The organism is Faecalibacterium sp. An121 (assembly GCF_002160915.1).
GTDB lineage: Bacteria > Bacillota > Clostridia > Oscillospirales > Ruminococcaceae > Faecalibacterium > Faecalibacterium avium.
This window is the reverse complement of record NZ_NFLM01000010.1, coordinates 75,788-95,334: the sequence shown is the minus strand read 5'-3', so window position 1 is coordinate 95,334 and position 19,547 is coordinate 75,788. Positions and strand designations below refer to the sequence as shown.

At 65.3% G+C, this 19,547-nt stretch carries 18 protein-coding genes and 2 tRNA genes; 13 read left to right on the top strand and 7 right to left on the bottom strand.

Going from position 1 to position 19,547, the window contains the following annotated elements; translation table 11 throughout:
• The first annotated feature begins 17 nt into the window (after positions 1 to 17).
• Positions 18 to 1,043 (top strand): DNA polymerase III subunit delta, encoded by a 1,026-nt coding sequence (gene holA / locus B5E66_RS07470; protein ID WP_087230861.1) that lies wholly within the window; start codon positions 18 to 20, stop codon positions 1,041 to 1,043.
• Positions 1,040 to 1,654: a toprim domain-containing protein gene (locus B5E66_RS07465; RefSeq protein WP_143406944.1), complete on the top strand. Its 615-nt coding sequence runs from the start codon at positions 1,040 to 1,042 to the stop codon at positions 1,652 to 1,654. The genes holA and B5E66_RS07465 overlap by 4 nt, the downstream gene beginning before the upstream one ends.
• A gap of 76 nt (positions 1,655 to 1,730) precedes the next feature.
• On the opposite strand, the gene B5E66_RS07460 is transcribed toward B5E66_RS07465, so the two are convergent.
• Both B5E66_RS07460 and B5E66_RS07455 read right to left on the bottom strand, forming a co-directional pair.
• The gene (locus B5E66_RS07460) at positions 1,731 to 2,108 is read right to left on the bottom strand and encodes a PH domain-containing protein (RefSeq protein ID WP_087230858.1); all 378 of its coding nucleotides are present in this window, start codon (positions 2,106 to 2,108) and stop codon (positions 1,731 to 1,733) included.
• A gap of 22 nt (positions 2,109 to 2,130) precedes the next feature.
• On the bottom strand, positions 2,131 to 2,610 hold the full coding sequence (locus B5E66_RS07455; RefSeq protein ID WP_087230855.1) for an HAD domain-containing protein: 480 nt from the start codon (positions 2,608 to 2,610) through the stop codon (positions 2,131 to 2,133).
• A gap of 58 nt (positions 2,611 to 2,668) precedes the next feature.
• Here B5E66_RS07455 and B5E66_RS07450 point away from each other — a divergent pair.
• Positions 2,669 to 2,744, top strand: a tRNA-Pro gene (locus tag B5E66_RS07450).
• A 69-nt stretch (positions 2,745 to 2,813) separates the two neighbouring features.
• Here B5E66_RS07450 and B5E66_RS07445 read toward each other — a convergent pair.
• A complete protein-coding gene (locus B5E66_RS07445; RefSeq protein ID WP_087230853.1) occupies positions 2,814 to 3,518 on the bottom strand; it encodes a transglycosylase domain-containing protein in 705 nt (234 codons plus the stop codon).
• Between the two features lie 182 nt (positions 3,519 to 3,700).
• On the opposite strand from B5E66_RS07445, the gene B5E66_RS07440 reads away from it, so the two are divergent.
• Entirely contained in the window at positions 3,701 to 4,408 is a 708-nt protein-coding gene (locus B5E66_RS07440) for a response regulator transcription factor (protein WP_087230850.1), read from the top strand.
• Positions 4,405 to 5,769 carry a sensor histidine kinase gene (locus B5E66_RS07435; protein ID WP_087230847.1) on the top strand — a complete coding sequence of 455 codons (1,365 nt, stop codon included), beginning with the start codon at positions 4,405 to 4,407 and terminating at the stop codon, positions 5,767 to 5,769. Before B5E66_RS07440 ends, B5E66_RS07435 begins: the two co-directional genes overlap by 4 nt.
• 52 nt (positions 5,770 to 5,821) lie before the next feature.
• Here the strand turns inward: B5E66_RS07435 and B5E66_RS07430 are convergent, their stop codons facing one another.
• Positions 5,822 to 7,666 (bottom strand): ABC transporter ATP-binding protein, encoded by a 1,845-nt coding sequence (locus B5E66_RS07430; RefSeq protein WP_087230844.1) that lies wholly within the window; start codon positions 7,664 to 7,666, stop codon positions 5,822 to 5,824.
• Positions 7,641 to 9,395, bottom strand: coding sequence for an ABC transporter ATP-binding protein (locus B5E66_RS07425; protein ID WP_087230841.1), 1,755 nt, complete (start codon positions 9,393 to 9,395; stop codon positions 7,641 to 7,643). The genes B5E66_RS07430 and B5E66_RS07425 overlap by 26 nt, the downstream gene beginning before the upstream one ends.
• Before the next feature lie 283 nt (positions 9,396 to 9,678).
• Here B5E66_RS07425 and B5E66_RS07420 point away from each other — a divergent pair, with 283 nt between their 5' ends.
• From B5E66_RS07420 to B5E66_RS07405, 4 genes are read left to right on the top strand one after another with little or no spacing between them, the layout of a single operon-like run.
• Positions 9,679 to 10,638, top strand: coding sequence for a C40 family peptidase (locus B5E66_RS07420; RefSeq protein WP_242958125.1), 960 nt, complete (start codon positions 9,679 to 9,681; stop codon positions 10,636 to 10,638).
• Positions 10,639 to 10,651: 13 nt separating this feature from the next.
• Positions 10,652 to 11,641 (top strand): dipeptidase, encoded by a 990-nt coding sequence (locus B5E66_RS07415; RefSeq protein ID WP_087230838.1) that lies wholly within the window; start codon positions 10,652 to 10,654, stop codon positions 11,639 to 11,641.
• 34 nt (positions 11,642 to 11,675) lie between these two features.
• On the top strand, positions 11,676 to 12,557 hold the full coding sequence (locus B5E66_RS07410) for a serine hydrolase (protein WP_087230835.1): 882 nt from the start codon (positions 11,676 to 11,678) through the stop codon (positions 12,555 to 12,557).
• Between the two features lie 21 nt (positions 12,558 to 12,578).
• Positions 12,579 to 13,364, top strand: a complete 786-nt coding sequence (locus B5E66_RS07405; protein WP_242958124.1) for a sulfite exporter TauE/SafE family protein — start codon at positions 12,579 to 12,581, stop codon at positions 13,362 to 13,364.
• 56 nt (positions 13,365 to 13,420) lie between these two features.
• On the opposite strand, the gene B5E66_RS07400 is transcribed toward B5E66_RS07405, so the two are convergent.
• Positions 13,421 to 14,275: a DegV family protein gene (locus tag B5E66_RS07400; RefSeq protein ID WP_087230828.1), complete on the bottom strand. Its 855-nt coding sequence runs from the start codon at positions 14,273 to 14,275 to the stop codon at positions 13,421 to 13,423.
• Between the two features lie 178 nt (positions 14,276 to 14,453).
• Between B5E66_RS07400 and B5E66_RS07395 the strand changes: the two genes are divergently transcribed.
• The 4 genes from B5E66_RS07395 to B5E66_RS07380 all read left to right on the top strand — a co-directional run bounded on the left by B5E66_RS07395 (position 14,454) and on the right by B5E66_RS07380 (position 17,653).
• Positions 14,454 to 14,951 carry a nucleoside deaminase gene (locus B5E66_RS07395; RefSeq protein WP_087230825.1) on the top strand — a complete coding sequence of 166 codons (498 nt, stop codon included), beginning with the start codon at positions 14,454 to 14,456 and terminating at the stop codon, positions 14,949 to 14,951.
• A 204-nt stretch (positions 14,952 to 15,155) separates the two neighbouring features.
• The gene (gene ymfI / locus B5E66_RS07390) at positions 15,156 to 16,064 is read left to right on the top strand and encodes an elongation factor P 5-aminopentanone reductase (protein ID WP_206393044.1); all 909 of its coding nucleotides are present in this window, start codon (positions 15,156 to 15,158) and stop codon (positions 16,062 to 16,064) included.
• A gap of 45 nt (positions 16,065 to 16,109) precedes the next feature.
• The gene (locus B5E66_RS07385; RefSeq protein ID WP_087230822.1) at positions 16,110 to 17,504 is read left to right on the top strand and encodes a sigma-70 family RNA polymerase sigma factor; all 1,395 of its coding nucleotides are present in this window, start codon (positions 16,110 to 16,112) and stop codon (positions 17,502 to 17,504) included.
• Between the two features lie 78 nt (positions 17,505 to 17,582).
• A tRNA-Gln gene (locus B5E66_RS07380) sits at positions 17,583 to 17,653 on the top strand.
• A gap of 221 nt (positions 17,654 to 17,874) precedes the next feature.
• On the opposite strand, the gene ilvD is transcribed toward B5E66_RS07380, so the two are convergent.
• The gene (gene ilvD / locus B5E66_RS07375) at positions 17,875 to 19,533 is read right to left on the bottom strand and encodes a dihydroxy-acid dehydratase (protein ID WP_087230819.1); all 1,659 of its coding nucleotides are present in this window, start codon (positions 19,531 to 19,533) and stop codon (positions 17,875 to 17,877) included.
• Positions 19,534 to 19,547: the final 14 nt, after the last annotated feature.

Genomic DNA, 19,547 nt, shown 5'->3' with positions numbered 1-19,547 from the left:
GACAGGAGGCGAAGCGGATGCCCACAGAGAGCAAACTGGCGGACTTGGCCCGGCAGGGCTGTCCGGTGTTCTATTTTTATTCCAGCGAGGGATATCTGGTGCGCCAGGCGGTGCGCCTGGCCTGCCGGGTGCTGGCCGGCGGGGAGGAAGTGACGGTGCTGGACGGAGCCGCCCCCCAGGTGGAACAGCTGATCATGGCGGCGGGGACCATTTCCTTTTTTGGGACCCGGCGGGTGGTCTGCCTGCCGGAACTGGACCCCGGGGCCTACGGCGAAAAAGATCTGGAAGCCTTTATGGATACGGTGGCCAGTCTGGAAAACGCCGTGCTGGTGCTGGGCAGCGTCTTTGAGGCCGACCGCACCGGCAAGCCCAGGCCGGGCAAACGGGCCCAGCGCCTGGTGGCCCAGTGCAAAAAACTGGGCTATGCGGAGGAGATGACCCGTCCCGGGCCCACCGAGCTGCGCCAGATGGCGGCCGAACGGGCCCAGGCCCAGGGCGCCCAGCTGACAGGGCCCGCCCTGACCGCCCTGCTGGAGCGCTGCGGCGAGGACCCCTATCTGCTGGAGAACGAGGTGGACAAGCTGGCGGCCCTGTCGGGCTACCAGACCATCACCCCGGCCATGGTGGCGGAGGCGGGAGTGGTCAGCCTGGAGGCGGACGTCTTTGAGATGGTGCGGATGGTCACCGGCAAAAATGCGGCCGCCGCCTGCAAAAAGCTGCATATCCTGCTGCGGCTGGGCCAGGAGCCCATCGCCATCACCGCGGCCATGATCGGCAGCTATGTGGATCTGTACCGGGTCAAACTGGGGCAGCAGAACAAAAAGAATTACAGCGCCGTGTTCAAGGACTTTGGCTACAAGGGCAGCGACTACCGGCTGAAAAAGTCGGCCCAGACGGCAGCGGGCTACACCCTGCCCCAGCTGAAAGCCTGCCTTCAGGTGCTGCTGGAACTGGACCAGGCCCTCAAGAGCCAGCCGGTCAGTCCGCAGGTGCTGCTGGAGACGGCCCTGTGCCGCCTGGCCATGGCGGGAGGCAGCCAGTGAGCGGCCGGCTGCACACCAGCCGGGTGCTGGTGGTGGAGGGCAAATACGACGCGGCCCGCCTGGCCCGTCTGACCGACGCCATGATCCTTCTGACCGGGGGGTTTGCCATCTTCTCGGATAAAAAGCGTCAGAGGCTGCTCAAAGAGCTGGCCAGAAAAAACGGCCTGATCCTTTTGACCGACTCGGACCGGGCGGGGTTCCAGATCCGCACCTACATCACCAATCTGGTGGGCGCGAAATATGTGGCCCAGGCCTATATCCCGGCCATGCCCGGCAAGGAGCGCCGCAAGGCTGCCCCTGGCAAGGAGGGCCTGCTGGGGGTGGAAGGGGTGCCCGATGAGGTGGTGCTGTGCAGCCTGCGCCAGGCGCTGGGCCCCGAAGGGGAGGACGGCCAGGAGGCCCCCGCCCCCCAGGGCCGGGCGATCACCTACGGGGATCTGTACGACTGGGGGCTGTCGGGCACGGCAGGGGCCGTCCAGCGGAAATACCGCTTGCTGGAGGCCCTGGGCCTGCCGCCCCGCCTGTCCAAAAAAGAGATGCTGGAGGTGTTCAACCGCCTGTACACCTTCGAACAGCTGGACGGCCTGCTGGCCCAGCTGGAACTGCTGTGAGACAAAAACGAAAGCCAGGGACGACCTCAGAAGGGGCCTGTCCCTGGCTGTTTGTGTAGCGTAGTCCCGGATGCGCTCAGGCTTCCAGTCCGGTCTCGATGGCCTGACAGAGGGCTGCCAGGTCGCTGCCTGCCAGCAGCTCGAAACGGACCGTGCCCAGCCCGGAATACCACAGCTGCAGCTCGGCGTCCAGATCGCCGATGCCGGCGGTCTCGATGGCAAAGGCCTGCACCCGCTTGTAAGGCAGGATGGTGTAGGCTTTTTTCATCCCGGTGACGCCCTGGATGTTGATGGCGATGACACGCCGGTCGGTGAAGATCACCCCGTCCCGTACGCTCTGGAATTCCTGGATGATCTGCTCGCCGGGGCAGAGCAGGGGGCTCACCAGACGCGCCAGCTTGGAATCACTGACCGGGCGCAGCTTGAGGAAAGACGGATTTTCAAAGTCGATCATGGTTGATACCTCCTTGGATGGATCAAAAATTTCGTCCCAGCAGGGCCAGAGCCTGGCGGCAGTCCCGGCGGCGCAGCCCATAACGGCTGTCCACCAGCACCAGATGCGGCCGCAGCTGAGGCGCAGCGGTAAACTCGTCGGCCCGGTCGTCCAGGATGGCATAGGGCCCGGCAGGGGCGTCCGCCAGCCAGGCGGCGATCTCCTCGCCTTTGGACAGGCCCAGCACAGGAGCTATCCCGTCCAGCGGCGCGCCGTGGGCGGCCAGGACAGAAGAAAGGTTTTGCAGGATGCGGCGGACCGGAGGATCCTCGCTGTCAAAGCCGTACCGCCAGGAAGAGGACAACACCACCTGCGCCCCCGCGCGCCGTACCAGCCTGCCCAGCCGGTGCAGGGCAAGGGGGTCCAGGGACGGACGGTCTATGGGACGGCGCAGCAGCCAGTCCAGCCGGGTGCTGCGCGGGGTGCACAACACCCCGTCGATATCGAGAAAAAGCACGGGCATAAATGCCGCCTCCCAGTTGACGAAACAGGTCAAACGCGTTATACTAAGAAGGATGTTCCGGGGTGTTGCGCAGTTGGTAGCGCGCCTGCTTTGGGAGCAGGAGGCCGCGAGTTCGAGTCTCGCCACTCCGACCAGGAACCGCTGCCGGTGAGGCCCGAGGGGCCGGCCGGCAGTTTTTTGATGTGCGGGGACAGAGATCTGCACTACGAAGGGACGATGGCGTCCGCCTGGGCCTGGGTGAGATAGCCGTTGCGGACCATCTGCCGCAGTACGTACTGCTGGCGCTGGGCGGCCAGGTCGGGCCGGGCGGTGAGCGAGTACACCGAGGGCGCGTTGGGAATGCCCGCCAGCAGTGTGGACTGATAGGGGGTCAGGGCGGCGGGCGACTGGCCGAAATACCCCTGTGCGGCATCGTGGATGCCATAGTATCCGTCCCCGAAATAGATGGTGTTGACATACAGTTCCAGGATGTCGTCCTTGGAATAGCTGTCCTCCAGCGCGAAGGCCATAAAGACCTCCGCCGCCTTGCGGACGAACTGTTTTTCCTGGGTGAAAAACAGGTTTTTGGCCACCTGCTGGGTGATGGTGCTGCCTCCCTGGTCCAGGGTGCCGGTGGAGAGGTCGTGCACCGCAGCCCGCACGATGGCGATGGGGTCGATGCCCGCGTGCTGATAGAACCGGCGGTCCTCCACGGCCACCACCGCGTCCAGATACAGCTGGGACAGCTGATCCAGGGGGGTATAGCCCGGCTGGGCCCGGATGCCGGCCACCCGGTCCTGCAGGCTCTGCTGGGCCAGGGCCGCCCGGTACATCCGGTAGCCTCCGGCGCCCACCAGGCAGCACACGGCCACCGCCGCGGCCAGTACGAGCAGCAGCAGCCGGGTGAACAGTTTGCGGATGATCCTCATGGCGGTACCTCACAGGAAAATCAGGATGGGCACAGCCTGCGTCGGGCTGTGTTTTTTCTATCTTAACACGGCGCCGGCCTTCTGTCGAGGGGGGACAGATTAAGTTTTGCTTGAGAATGCCCCGGCGGGCTGTGCCTTGGGCGGCGGCTGTGGTACAATAGGGCAAAAGGGGAGGTGCCCATATGAACAAAGATAAGACCATCCTGATCGTGGATGACGAGGCCGAGCTGCGCCAGATGGTGCAGGGGATCTTTGCCCGGGCGGGCTATGGTCAGGTGCTGACGGCGGGCACAGGGGCCGAGGCCCTGGCACTGTGCCGCCAGGCCATGCCGGACCTGGTGATCCTGGATGTGATGCTGCCCGATATCGATGGCTTTGCGGTGCTGCGCGCCCTGCGGCAGGACAGCCGGGTGCCGGTTTTGATGCTGACCGCCCGGGGCGAGGCCGAGGACAAATTCGCGGGCTTTGAGGCGGGAGCGGACGATTACCTGGCCAAGCCCTTCCTTCCGCGGGAGCTGCTGTTCCGCGCCCAGGCCATCCTGCGGCGCACCTGCCCGGACACCGGGGGCCGGGTGCAGCTGGCGGCGGCCAGCGTGGATCTGGGCACCGCCACCGCCCGCCGGGGCCAGGACAGCTACCCCCTCACCGCCAAGGAACTGCTGCTGTTCCGCAAGCTGTACGAGAATGCCGGCCGCATCGTCACCACCGGGGCCCTGTGCGAAGCCGTGTGCGGGCCGGTATGGCAGGGCTATGAGAGCACCCTGGCCACCCATATCCGCCACCTGCGGGAAAAGATCGAGTCGAACCCCTCCAGACCGGTGTCCATTGTGACGGTGAAGGGGCTGGGCTACCGGCTGGATCTGCCCGACCCCAAGGGGACGGCGCGATGAACGGGGTGGAGCGGTTTTTCCGCCGGTATGTGTTTTCCACGCTGGGGCTGCTGGCACTGCTGTTCGCGGCCAATGTGGCGGTGCTGGCGGGGCTTTTGCTGGTGGGGGAGATGACCGTTCCCACCACCTTTTCCATCTCCGCTTTCTGCGACAACCTGACCGGGAGCGGCGGGGACTGGAAGGTGAATGTGGTGGGCCAGCAGATGCTGGATGAGCGGGAGGCCTGGGCCATGGTGCTGGACCCTGCCGGCCAGGTGGCCTGGAAATACCGGCTGCCCCCGGAGCTGGACCACCCCTATACCGCAGGGGATATCGCCCGCTTCAGCCGGTCGTATCTGGAGGACTGGCCGGTGACGGTATGGGCCCAGGAGGACGGCAGCCTGGTGGTGGTGGGCAGTCCCAAAGGGTCGATGGTCAAATACTATGTCTCGCTGGACCGGGATTATATGGACCTGCTGACCGTGCTGGCCAGCGCCATCTTTTACACAAACCTTCTGCTGGTGGTGGGACTGTTCATCCGCAGCACCCGCCGGGTGGAAAAGGCCATGGGGCCCATCCTGAACGCCATCCGGGGCCTGGCCGACGGCAAGCCCCAGACCCTGAAAGAGGTGGGGGAGCTGGCCGAGATCAGCGCCAGCCTGAACCGCGCCGCATCCTACATCGCCCAGAAGGACAACACCCGCGCCGAGTGGATCCGGGGGATCTCCCACGACATTCGGACCCCGCTGTCGGTGATCCTGGGGTATGCCAGCCAGCTGGAGGAGGACCCGGCCCTGCCCGAAGCGGCCCGCAGCCAGGCCGGTGTGATCCGCCGCCAGGGCGAAAAACTGACCAGTCTGGTGGCCGACCTGAATCTGACCACCAAGCTGGAATACGCCCTGCGGCCGGTGGAGCGCAAGCCCCTGGACCCGGTGGAGCTGGCCCGCCAGGCGGTGAGCGAAGTGCTGAACAGCGGCCTGCCCGACCGCTATGTCCTGGAATTTGCCGAGACAGACCCGGACTGCCGGATGACGGTGGCAGGGGACGGGGCCCTGCTGGAACGGATGCTGTTCAACCTGGTGCGCAACTGCATCGACCATAACCCCGAGGGCTGCCGCATCGCCGTGTCGGTGACGCCGGACGCGGGGGGCGGCTGCTGCTTCACCGTGACGGACGACGGGGTGGGGGTCAGCCCCCAGCGGCTGGCCAGCCTGAACCGGGGCGCGCCGGTGGCCAGCACCCAGGCGGCAGTCCCCGGCGGGGCGGAGCATGGGCTGGGCCTGCGGATCGTGCGCCAGATCGTCCAGGCCCACAGGGCCAGGCTGCACTTCGCCCAGACCCAGCCCCACGGCCTGACCGTGACGGTGCACCTGCCCGCGTGAAAAAACAGACAAAAAGACCCTGTCTGGGTACAGGCAGGGTCTTTTGCTTCTTTCAGCTCAGCTCGAACATACCGTTGTAGAGCTGATAGTATTCGCCCTTCTGGGCCAGCAGGTCGTCGTGGTCGCCGCGCTCCACGATCCGGCCGTGCTCCAGCACCATGATGGCGTTGGCGTTGCGGACGGTGGACAGACGGTGGGCGATGACGAACACGGTGCGGCCCTCCATCAGCCGGTCCATCCCTTTTTCGATCAGGGACTCGGTGCGGGTGTCGATGGAGCTGGTGGCTTCATCCAGGATCAGCACCGGCGGGTCGGCCACGGCCGCCCGGGCAATGGCCAAAAGCTGCCGCTGCCCCTGGGAGAGGCTTGCGCCGTCCGAGGTGATGCGGGTGTCGTAGCCCTGGGGCAGGCGGCGGATGAAGCTGTCGGCGTTGGCGATTTTGGCGGCGGCGACGATCTCCTCCCGGGTGGCGTTCAGCTTGCCGAAGCGGATGTTGTCGGCAATGGTACCGGTGAACAGATGGGTGTCCTGCAGCACGATGCCCAGGGAGCGGCGGAGGGAATCCTTTTGGATGTCCCGCACATCGATGCCGTCGTAGGTGACGCTTCCCGCGTCGATGTCGTAAAAGCGGTTGATCAGGTTGGTGATGGTGGTCTTGCCGGCGCCGGTGGAGCCCACAAAGGCGATCTTCTGACCGGGCTTGGCATACAGGCTGATGTGCTGCAAAATGGGGTGGCCGGGCTGATAGCTGAAGGTCACGTCATGGAACCGCACATCCCCCCGCAGGGGCACCAGCTGCCCGTCCGGCTTCTGCCAGGCCCAGCGTCCGGTCTTGTGGGCGCAGGCGGTCAGGACGCCGTCCTTTTCCTCCGCGTTCACCAGGCGGATCTTACCGTCGTCCGTCTCGGAGGGCAGGTGCATGGCCTCAAAGATGCGCTCGGCGCCGGCCATGGCAGCCAGCAGGAAGTTGCTCTGCTGGGTGAACTGGTTGATGGGCATGGCCGCCTGCCGCACAAAGACCAGGTAACTGGACAGGCTGCCGATATCGGTCATGCCGGCCAGGGCCATCAGGCCCCCCACCACCGCCACGATGGCGTAGTTGATATAGGAGATGCTGACCACGGCGGGCACCATGGTGGCGGCATAGCTCTGGGCGCCGGTGCCTGCCTTGCGCAGCGCCTCGTTCCGCGCTTCGAACTGACGCAGGTTCTCGGGCTCGTGGTTGAAGACCTTGATCACCTTTTGGCCGCTGACCATCTCCTCGATGTAGCCGTTCACGTCCCCCAGCGCCTTCTGCTGGGTGGTGTAGTAGGCGGTGCTGCGCCTGGCGCTGTAACGGATGTAGAGGAACATGGCCGCATAGCCCACCACCACGATGAGGGACAGGCGCCAGTTGAGCACGAACAGCAGCACCAGGGTGCCGGTCATCTGGATGAAGCTCTGGATGGTCATGGCAAAGCTGTTGTTCAGCGCGTCGGCCACCGTGTCCACATCGTTGGTGAAATAGCTCATGATGTCGCCGTGGAGCTGGGTGTCAAAAAAACGCAGCGGCAGGGACTGGATGTGGGCGAACAGGTCCCGGCGGATGTCGTACAGCACCTTCTGGGCCGCGTAGACCATGGTCTGGGTGTAGCCGAAGGCGGCCAGGGCCCCGATGCCGCAGATGACGGCGGTGGCCATGACCCCCCGGGCCAGAGCGTCCACGTCCCTGGCGCCCACGCTGTTGACCACCGGGCGGATCATATAGGTGCCCAGCAGGTTGCCCAGCGCGCTGACGGTGACCAGCACCGCCACCGCCAGGAAGAGGAATTTATGCCGCCCCATGTAGGACAGCAGGGTCTTGAGGGTGGCCCAAAAATCCTTGGGCTTTTTACCGGTGATCTGCCGTGCCGGCATCGGGGCTGCCTCCTTTCATCTGCGAGTGATAGATCTCCTGGTAGATGGGGTCGCCGGCCAGCAGCTGCTGGTGGGTGCCCACCGCATGGATGCGCCCGTCCTCCAGCACCACGATCTTGTCGGTGGCCATCACCGAGGTGACCCGCTGTGCAATGATGATCTTGGTGACCCCCTCCAGGGCGCCGAGAGCCTTGCGGATCTTCGCCTCGGTGGCGGTGTCCACCGCGCTGACCGAATCGTCGAAGATCAGGACCCTGGGCTTTTTCAGCAGGGTGCGGGCGATGCACAGGCGCTGCTTCTGCCCGCCCGAGACATTGACGCCTCCCTGGCCGAGGTCGGCGTCCAGGCCGCCCGGCATCCGCTGCACGAACTCATCGGCGCAGGCCGCCCGGCAGGCATCCCACAGGGCGTCGTCGTCGGCGCCGGGGTCGCCCCAGAGAAGGTTGTCCCGCACCGTGCCCGAGAACAGGACGTTCTTTTGCAGCACGATCCCCACGGCGTTCCGCAGGGCCGTCAGGTCGTAGTCCCGCACGTCCCGGCCGCCCACCAGCACCCGGCCTTCGGTGGCATCGTACAGCCGGGGGATCAGCTGGACCAGGGTGGATTTGGCGCTGCCGGTGCCGCCCAGGATGCCCACGGTCTGCCCCGGGGCAATGTCCAGGTCGATGTCCGCCAGGGCGTATTCCGCCGCGTCGGGATGGTATTTGAAGGAGACGTGCTCGAACCGGACCCCGCCGTCGGGGATGTCGGTGACGGGGTGTTTGGGGCTGGTCAGCTCGACCGGCTCGTCCAGCACCTGCGCCACCCGGCGGGCGCTGGCCAGCGAGCGGGTCATCAGCAGAAAGACGTTGGAGATCATCATCAGGGAGTTCATCACCTGCAGCACATAGCTGAGGAAGCTGGTCAGCCGGCCCACCGTCAGGCTGCCGTGCAGGATCATGTTCCCCCCGAACCAGAGGATCAGCACCATGGCGGCGTACATGGTCAGCTGGAAGGCGGGCAGGTTGAGCACCGCGGTGCGGAAGGTGGAAAGGCTGGTGTCCATCAGCTCGGTGTTGACCTGGCGGAACTTCTCCTCCTCATACTCCCCCCGCACGAAGGCCTTGACGGCCCGGATGGCGGTGAGGCACTCCTGCACCACGTTGTTCAGATGGTCCATCGACTGCTGCAGCCGGGTGTACATGGGGGCGATGCGCCGCACCACAAAGAACAGCACCGCCCCCAGCACCGGCCCGCAGACAAAGAACACCACCGCCAGCCGGGGGCTCATCATAAAGGACAGGACGATGCCCAGCACCAGCATGGAAGGGCCCCGCACCAGGGGGCGGAAGCCGCCGTTGATGGCGTTCTGCAGCACGGTGACGTCGGTGGTCATCCGGGTGATGAGGGAAGAAGTCTCAAAGTGGTCCAGGTTGCCAAAGGCGTACTGCTGCACCTTGGCGTACTCGGCCCCGCGGATCCGTGCGCCGAACCCGTAGGAGGCCCGGGCGGCATACCGCGCATACAAAAGCCCGGTGACCAGGGCCAGGAGCGCGCACAGGGACATTTCCACTCCGATGCGCAGGATGCAGCCCACGTCCCCCCGGGCCACGCCCTGGTCGATGATGTCGCTCATCAGCACCGGGATTACCAGCTCAAAGCTGGTCTCGATCACCACCAGCAGCATCCCCAGGGCCATGTCCCGGCGGTAGGGGCCCATATAGCCAGACAGACGTTTCAAATCGTTCATAGCATACCTTCTTCCCGCGTATTCGCCCGGCGGACCGGGCTTGATCCCTTTATTATAGCGCGGCGGTAGGGTTTGTCAATATCCGGCCGCGCCGCCGGTCACCGCCGCAGATCGGCGTTCCAGTCGAAGATGATGCCGGTGGCGGCTTTATACCATTGTACCAGATGGGACGGCAGGATTCCAGCACCCGCGATTTTTTGTCGAATGACCGGGGGTGTCTTATTGCAATTTTCGGTATGGAATGCTACAATGAAGGCCTGAACAAAGAAAGGGGGCTATCCTTGTGCAATATGCTGTGTTTGACCGCCCGGCGGTGACCATTTACGACCTGCCCCAGCCCACCATGCCGGGGCAGGACGGCCAGACCGTCTCGGCCATCGGGGACCAGGGCCTCTACGGCCAGAGCTGTCAGGTGCTGGAGGACGCGGGGGAGATGGTGCGGGTGCGCACCTTCTATGGGTATCCGGGCTATGCGGCCCGGGACAGCCTGCGCTTTTTGACCCGGGAGCAGATGCAGGCCTATCTGGCGGCCCCCGCCGTGATGGCGGCCCGCACCGCCGACCTGCTCAGCTGTCCCCAGGTGGCGGGCATCCCGCTGCTGACGGTGGAGCGGGGCGCCCGGCTGCGGCTGGCCCCCTGTGCCGAAAAGCCCGACGGCTGGACCCGGGTGCTTCTGGCCGACGGCCGCGCCGCCTGGGTGTGGGACAGGTCTTTGGAGCCTCTGTGCTGGGAGGAGGACGCGGTCTTTACCCAGCGGGAGGGCCTGCCCTTTGACGATGCCCTGGCCCAGGCTCTGGGCGTGGAGCCGGGGCAGCTGGTGCGCCGCGCTCTGGACCGGTGGCACGGGGGAGACCCCGGGGCTTTCCGCCGGGCGCTGTGCGAGACGGCCCGAAAGTACCTGGGGGCACAGTACCGCTGGGGCGGCCGGGCCGGCAGCGGCCTGGACTGTTCGGGCCTGGTCAGCAGCGTCTATATGCAGAACGGGGTGCTGATCTACCGCAACGCCCAGATCAAGCCGGGCTGGCCCATGCGCTCCATCCCACGGGAAAAGATGCGCCCGGGGGACGCCCTTTATTTCCCGGGGCATATCGCCCTGTATCTGGGGGAAGGGCTGTACATCCATTCCACCGGGGCGGCGGCCAGCGGCGGCGTGGTGTACAACAGCCTGGACCCGGCCAGCGGCATCTACCGCGCCGACCTGGACCAGAAGCTGACCGCCGTGGGCACGGTACTGGAGAACTGAAAGGAAGAACGGTATGAAAGTTTGGGATCTGCACTGCGACACCCTCAGCGAGCTGCGCCATGCCCGGCAGGCGGGCCGGCCCCTCAGCTTTGCCCGCAATGGACTGCACATCGACCTGGCCAAGCTGGAGGCGGGGGACTATATGCTGCAATGCTTTGCGGCTTTTGTGAACCTGGGGGCAGAGGATGACCCCCTGGTGACCGCCCTGGAGGAGATCGACATCTTCAAGGAGCTGATGGCGGCCTACCCGGACCGCATCGCGCCGGTGTACACCGCCGCCGACATCCGCCGCAACGCCGACGCCGGCAGGATCAGCGCCATGCTGACGGTGGAGGAGGGGGGCTGCTGCAAGGGCAGCCTGGGGGTGCTGCGCCGCCTGTACGAACTGGGGGTGCGGATGATGACCCTCACCTGGAACTACGACAACCAGCTGGCAGCCTCCAATGTCAAGGAGAAGGGTCCCTTCCTGTGGCCCTGCCCCCCGGACACCCTGCATGGCCTGACCGGGACGGGCCTGGCTTTTCTGGCAGAGATGGAGCGGCTGCACATGATCGTGGATGTCAGCCACCTGTCGGACAAGGGATTCTGGGACGTCGTGCAGCACAGCACCCGCCCCTTTGCGGCCAGTCACTCCAATTGCCGCGCCCTGGCTCCCCACTGCCGCAACCTCACCGACGAGATGATCCGGGCCATGGCCCGGCGGGGCTGCATCGCGGGGCTGAACTACTGCACCGCCTTCCTGGACGACCAGCCCGACCCGGCGGCCTGCCGCAGCACGGCGGCCCTGATCGCAAAGCACGCGGCCCACTTCCGACAGGTGGGCGGAGCGGAGATGATCGCCCTGGGCAGCGATTTTGACGGCATCGGCGGCCCTTTGGAGATGGACGACTGCTCCAAACTGCCCCTGCTGGCGGATGCGCTGCGGGCAGAGGGCTTCTCGGAGGACCAGGTGGAGGGGATCTTCTGGCGCAACGCCCGGCGATTCTTTGAGGAAAACCTGTGATACATACGGGACAAAAACGAGGTATAACAACGATATGGATAAAAATATGACCCTGGAAAAGCGGATCGCCGCCGAACTGTACTCGTACCGCGGGCAGATGAGCGTCTACCTGGACGACCTGCGGGGGCACACGGTGGAGATCGGGGCGGACGAGCCCTTTGAAACGGCATCCACCATCAAGGCCTACATCCTGGCGGCTCTGTATCTGCAGGCCAGCCGGGGCCAGGCCAGCCTGGAGGACCGGATCACCTACCAGCCCCAGCACTTTGTGGATGGCTCGGGGATGCTGCGGGCCCTGGGGGTGGGGGCGGCCCTCAAGGTGAAGGATGCCGCCACCCTGATGATCATTTGCTCGGACAACATCGCCACCAATATGATCATCGATTACCTGGGCCTGGACCAGATCAACCGCTGCATCCGGGAGCTGGGCTTTGCGCACACCGTGCTGCACAACACCCTCCACTTTGACCGGTACAGCCAGCTGGGCACCACCACGCCCCGGGATTACGGCAGCCTGTTCGCGCAGGTGGCCCGGGGCAGCCTGGTCAGTCCCCAGGCCAGCCGGGAGATGCTGACCATTTTCCGGGCCCAGCACTACAACACCATGCTGACGGCCGATTTCCCGCCCTACTACCTGGACTGCGAGGAGACCGGTGACCCGGAACTGATCTGGGTGGCCAGCAAGAGCGGAAGCATGAACGCCTGCCGCAACGACGGCGGCATCGTCCACACCCCCTATGGGGAATACGTCATCGTGCTGATGAACAAGAACTTTGAGGACATCATCGAGTACAACGCCCATCCGGCCATGGTATATGGGGCCAGGGTCAGCCGTATGGTGCTGGACCAGGTGCTGGCCTGTGAGGGCAGCCTGTGGCTGACCGGCCCGTCGGATGGAGCGGAGCGCCGGTTTTGAAATACAACGCAGAGGAGGATCATGATGGGTGATATTACGGTAAGCAGCCCGATGCTGCTCTTTTTGATCTGTATGACCGGTTTTGCCGGGGTGGTGGACTCGGCGGCGGGAGGCGGCGGCCTGATCAGCCTGCCGGCCTACCTGTTTGCGGGGCTGCCGGTGCACTATACCTATGGGACCAACAAATTCAGCGCCGCCTGCGGCACCACCTTTGCCACGGCCAAATTTTTCCGGGGCGGCGCGGTGGACCTGCAGGTGGGCCTGCTGGCGGCGGCGGGCAGCTTTGTGGGCAGCGCCGCGGGCAGCCATCTGGCCGTGTGGCTCAGCGACGGCGTGCTGCGCCTGATGATGCTGTGCATCCTGCCGGTGGCGGCGGTGGTCATCCTGACCCAGTGGAAGCGCCCCGACCATGACTGCGGCGACTGTCCGCTGACCCGGGCCAGGATAGCCCAGGCCCTGGCCATCGGCGTGGGCATCGGATGCTACGACGGTCTGTTTGGCCCGGGCACCGGCACCTTTGCCATCATTGCGTTCAGCACCCTTATGGGGTACGATATGCGCCGGGCCAGCGGCAACGCCAAACTTCTCAACCTGGCCAGCAACTATGCCAGCCTGGTGACCTATCTGGCCTCGGGACTGGTGGTGTTCCACATCGCCATCCCCTGCGCCATCAGCGGCATCGTGGGCAACCTGATCGGCAGCCGTCTGGCTCTGCGGGGCGGCGCCAAGGTGATCCGCCCCATGATGCTGGTGGTGCTGGTGCTGCTGCTGGGCCGCCTGACCGCCCAGGCTGCGGGCCTGGCCTGAATCCAATCAAAAAGGCCAGTCGTAGCAAGTACGGCTGGCCCTGTGTTTTATCGTGGTTACAACGTGAGATCCGGGTCGAAGAAGGACACCGCAAAGGCCCCCGGCCCCGCGTGGGTGCCGATGACGCAGCCGATCTGGCCCAGATGGGGCTGGGACAGATGCAGGTTGTGGGTCAGATAGGTCTGGATGGGCTCCACCTCCCGGGGATTCTCGGTGTAGAAGGCGGCCGTCTCGAACCGGGGATTGACCCCTCCCATCCCCTCTACCTTTTTAAAGAGGGCTACATAGGCTCCGGGCAGGCCCCGGGCGCTGCCGATCAGCTTGACCCTGCCTTCCGCCACGGCGATCAGAGGTTTGACCCCCAGCATCCCGCCGGCAAAGGCCACGCCCGCCGGCAGGCGGCCGCCTTTGCGTAGGTAATTCAGATCGTCGATGACGGCGGCCAGATGGACGTGTTTTTTGGCCTGCTCGATGGCAGCCACGATCTGGGCGGCCGGTTTGCCCTCGTCCCGCAGACGGACGGCCAGCCGCACCAGCAAAGCCTGGGCCAGGGTAGCGGTGGTGCTGTCGATCACGAATACGTTGTCACAGCCGGCCATCTCGGCCCCGAGCCGGGCCGACTGACAGGTGCCGGACAGCTTCTCGGAGATCAGGATGGCCACCACCTGGTCCCCCTCGGCGGCCGCCTGGGCAAAGGCGTGCTCAAACAGGGCCGGGCTGGGCTGGCTGGTGGTGGGCAGCTTCTTGCATCGGCTCAAGGCCTGGTAGTATTCGTCGGGGGTCATGTCGATGCTGTCCCGGATGACAGACCCGTCCTCAAAGGTGACGTTCAGGGGAATGACGGTGATGCCCAGCTTCTCCGCCTCGGCGGGTGTGAAGTCGGCTGCGGAATCGGTCAGGATGCGTACCATACGTTTCTTTTACCTCCCTAACGGGCAGGGGATGCCCGGCCCTCTCTCTCCCTGCGCCGCAACAGGTGCAGGCTGTGTATAGTATACCGGCCATCCGCCGGAAAGTCAATTCTTTGAACAAAATGGTCATGCCGCGTTTTGCGGCGCATATGCGAACATTTTAAAAGGAGGACCCTGCATGACAGATCATGAGCTGATGGGCGCGGCCCTGGCCGAGGCGGAGAAGGCCGCCGCCCTGGGAGAAGTGCCGGTGGGCGCGGTGGTGGCCCGCCGGGGCGAGATCGTAGCCGTTGCCCACAACACGCGGGAGACCGAGCGCAACGCGGTCCACCATGCCGAGCTGCTGGCCATCGACCGGGCCTGCAAGGCTTTGGGGGGCTGGCGGCTGTGGGAATGCGAGCTGTTCGTCACCCTGGAGCCCTGTCCCATGTGCGCGGGCGCCATTCTCAACAGCCGCATCCGGCGGGTGGTATACGGCGCCGCCGACCCCAAAGCCGGGTGCTGCGGTTCGGTGACCGATCTGTTTGCCCTGCCTTTCAACCACCATCCGGCGGTGGAAGGAGGGCTGCGGGCAGAGGAGGCTTCGGCTTTGCTGGCAGAGTTCTTTGCGCGCCTGCGGGCCCAGCGCGGCACGCGGAAAAAATGGCGCCCCAAAGATCCCGAGACAAAAGAATGACAATTTTTTTACACCCTCTTTCTTTTTTCGCGCCGATGGTGTATAATATACGATGGTATTTTGCCGAATGTTCCCGCTTTTATGCTCAAAAATGCCGCAGGGCCGGCGATTCCGGCGGATGCAGTTCAGGCGGCGCGGCAGCGGGCACAGGGACAGGCCCTGTGAAGCATCGGCAGCCGATTTATCAAGCAGGAGAAAAAGCCCATGCGCGAAGATGATTTTGAGCTGACTTTTGATCTGGACCCCCCCGCGGAGGACCATGAGCCTTCCGCTGCGGCCTCTGCAGAGCCGGCCCCCGCCGCGGAGGCGCCCAAGACAGAGCCGGCAGCAGAGCCTGTGCCCCAGGCCCGCCCGGAACAGGCGCCGTCTGCTGCGGCAGCCCGGCACACGCCGGGCCGGGGCGTGCTGGTATCGGGCGGGGACCGCGGGATCGGCGCCGCTGCGGCCCGCGCTTTTTATCAGGCGGGGTATCGGGTGGCGGTGCTCTACCACACCAACGCCCAGGCGGCGGCGGACCTGGAGGCAAGCCTGCCCGGCTGTGTCGCGCTGCAATGCGATGTGGCCAGCCGCCCTGCCTGTGAGGCGGCCTTTGCCGCAGCGGAGGCGATGCTGGGCCATGTGGACATCCTGGTCTGCAATGCCGGCATTGCCCAGCAAAAGCTGTTCACCGACATCACCCCGGAGGAATGGCAGCATATGCTGGACGTCAACCTGACCGGCGCGTTCCATCTGTGCCAGCTGGCCCTGCCCGGCATGATCCGCCGCAAATGGGGACGGATCCTGACGGTGAGCAGTATGTGGGGCCAGACCGGCGGCAGCTGCGAGGTGCACTATTCCGCCGCCAAGGCTGGCCTGATCGGCCTGACCAAGGCCCTGGCGCGGGAAGAAGGCCCCAGCGGCATCACCGTCAACTGCGTGGCCCCCGGGGTCATCGACACCGATATGATGGCCGCCTTTACCCCGGCAGACCGTCAGGCATTGGCGGAGGAGACCCCGGTGGGGCGTCTGGGCAGCCCCCAGGAGGTGGCCCGGGCCCTGCTTTTCCTGGCAGGGGAAGAAGCCGGGTACATCACGGGGCAGGTGTTTGGGGTGAACGGCGGTCTGGTGATATGATCCGCCGTCCCCCGCTGGCCTGTTGAGGAAAAAGGAGAGATTATTATGGGCATGACCTTAAAAGAGATGCTGCGCAAGGGCGCAAGCGATGGCACCGTCAACGCCGACGAGGTGCGCGCACTGGCCCAGGAGTGCGGTCTGGATACCGAAAGCCTGTACACCATTCTGGAAGAACGGGGCATCAAGATCCAGGAGAACGAGGCCGCGCTGGATGTGGACAGCATCCTGGCCGAGGTGGAGAGCGCCGAGAACAGCGCCAACGAGACCGACTACGATGAGCCGGAGGACGACCACATCGAGGAGAACCCCGCCGACCTGAAGGCCGCCATGGACGAGCTGCTGGACGACCCCGTCAAGAATTATCTGAAGCAGATCGGCCAGATCCCCCTGCTGTCGGCGGAGCAGGAGGTGGAGCTGAGCCGCCGCATCCACGCGGGCGCCGAGGCGGCCCGCATCCTGCAGGCCGACCGCCGCAAGTACAACCGCCCCGATTACATCAAAAAGAATACCGCCCGCTTCTCCTTTGAGGAGGACGAAAATTCCCCCGACTATGAGGAGCCGGAGGATGCAGAGGACGCGGAGGACCGCCGGGACAAGGAAAGCCCCGAGGATGCCGCTGAGGACGCCGCCGAGGAAAAGGAAGCCATGGAGGCTGTGGAGGACGGCCCTCTGAGCGACGAAAAGCGGGAGGAGCTGCTGAAGGCCCGGCAGGACGGTCTGAACGCCCGCCGCAGCCTCAGCGAGGCCAACCTGCGCCTGGTCGTGTCCATCGCCAAAAAACATGTGGGCCACAATCTGGCTTTCCTGGACCTCATCCAGGAGGGGAACATCGGCCTGATCAAGGCGGCCGAAAAGTTCGACTGCGCCCGCGGTTTCCGCTTTTCCACCTATGCCACCTGGTGGATCCGGCAGGCCATCACCCGCGCCATCGCGGACCAGGCCCGCACCATCCGCATCCCGGTCCATATGGTGGAGACCATCAACCGGATGCGCCAGGCCACCAGCCAGCTGGTCTACCAGAACGGCCATGAGCCCACCGCCGAGGAACTGGCCAAGGCCATGGATATGACGGTGGAGCGGGTGCGGGAGATCCAGCGGATGGCCCAGGAGCCCGCCAGCCTGGAAAGCCCCGTGGGCGAGGAAGAAGATTCCTCTCTGGGGGACTTTGTGGCCGACGAGAACGCCGAGGCCCCCGGCAAGGCCGCAGACCGCGCCATGGTGGCCCAGCAGATCAACCTGGCCCTCAAGAGCCTGACCCCCCGGGAAGAAAAGGTGATCCGGCTGCGCTTCGGCCTGGACGACGGCCGTCCCCGCACCCTGGAAGAAGTGGGCCGGGACTTTGGCGTCACCCGCGAGCGTGTACGCCAGATCGAGGCCAAGGCCATCCGCAAGCTGCACAGCCGCAAATGCCTGACCTTGCTCAACGGCTTGATCGAGTAATGGTTGCATCCGGCAGCCGTTTGTGGTATACTGAATGACGATGCACGGCGTGTCCGCCCGGGCCCGCCGTGCTTGCAATGCGCCATCGCCAAGCGGTAAGGCAGGGGACTTTGACTCCCCCATCGCAGGTTCGACTCCTGCTGGCGCAACTTGATAAGTCCCCGCATGGATGCTTGAAAAACCAAGTGTCCATGCGGGGTTTTTGTTTTTGCGGCCTGTTTGCAGGCGATTCGAAAAAGCCTGCAAAAACGCCCCTGTGTCACACCGTCAAGGTGCAGCACAGGGGCGTTTGTTGGATCTCTTGCTTTGGTCTGCGCGGCCCGTTTGGGGTCGAACGGCTCTCCGGGCAGCGGATGGATCTTGCGCCGGCTTACTTCAGCACTGCGCCGAAATTGGCGCTGGTGACCATGCGGGCATAGCGGCTCAGCCAGCCCGACCGGACGTTGGGCTGGGGCGCTGTATAGCGCTCCTTGCGGGCGGCCAGCTCCTCCTCCGACACCTCCAGGGTGATCTTGGCGTTGGGGATATCGATGGTGATGGTGTCGCCCTCCTCGATCAGGCCGATGGGGCCGCCGGCGGCAGCCTCAGGGCTGACATGGCCGATGGCGGCGCCGCGGCTCGCGCCCGAGAAACGCCCGTCGGTGATCAGGGCCACGGTGGTGTCCAGCTTCATGCCGGCCAGGGCCGAGGTGGGGTTGAGCATCTCCCGCATCCCGGGGCCGCCGCGGGGGCCTTCGTACCGGATGACCACCACGTCCCCGGGCACGATCTTGCCGGCGTAGATGGCGGCGATGGCCTCCTCCTCGCTGTTGAATACACGGGCCGGGCCGCTGTGGGTCTGCATCTCGGGCGCCACGGCGCTGCGCTTGACTACGCAGCCGTCGGGGGCGATGTTGCCCCACAGGATCTGCAGGCCGCCGGTCGGGCTGTAAGGATCGTCGATGGGCCGGATGGCCTTCTCATCCAGGATGTGAGCGCCGGCGATGTTTTCACCCAGGGTCTTGCCGGTGACGGTGGGGACATCCAGATCCAGCAGGCCCTTCTTGGCCAGCTCGGCCTGTACCGCCGGGATGCCGCCTGCCGCGTACAGATCCGGCATATGGGTGGGGCCGGCGGGAGCCAGGTGGCAGAGGTTGGGGGTGCGGGCCGAGATCTCGTTGAACATGGCCAGGTCGATGGGGACGCCCGCCTCATGGGCGATGGCCAGCAGGTGCAGCACCGTGTTGGTGGAGCAGCCCAGGGCCATATCGCAGGTCAGTGCGTTGCGCAGGGAGCGCTCGTTGATGATCTGGCGTGCGGTGACCCCCTTGCGCACCAGGTCCATCACGGCCATGCCCGCATGCTTGGCCAGCTGCAGCCGCTTGGAGTAGACGGCGGGGATGGTGCCGTTGCCGGGCAGGGCGATGCCCACCGCCTCGCACAGGCAGTTCATGCTGTTGGCGGTGTACATGCCCGAGCAGCTGCCGCAGCTGGGGCAGCAGTTGCAGGTGCAGTCCTCCAGCTGGGCGTCGGTGATCATCCCGGCCTTGTAGGCGCCTACCGCCTCGAACATCTTGCTCAGGCTGACTTCCTCGCCGCCATAGGTGCCGGCCAGCATGGGCCCGCCCGAACATACCACGGCGGGTACGTCCAGCCGGCAGGCCGCCATTACCATGCCGGGCACGATCTTGTCGCAGTTGGGCACCAGCACCAGGCCGTCCAGCTGGTGGGCCTGGCACATGGTCTCGACGCTGTCGCAGATCAGTTCCCGGCTGGGCAGGCTGTATTTCATGCCCACATGGCCCATGGCGATGCCGTCGCACACCCCGATGGCGGGCATCAGGATGGGGGTGCCCCCCGCCATCTGGACCCCGGCCTTGACCGCGTCGGCGATCTTGTCCAGGTTCATATGGCCGGGCACGATCTCGCTGTAAGCCGAGATGACGCCGATCAGGGGACGGTCCAGTTCCTCGGGGGTGTAGCCCAGGGCATAGAACAGGCTGCGGTTGGGGGCGCGCTCCGAGCCCTTTTTCACATTGTCGCTTCTCATGGGGGTGGTCTCCT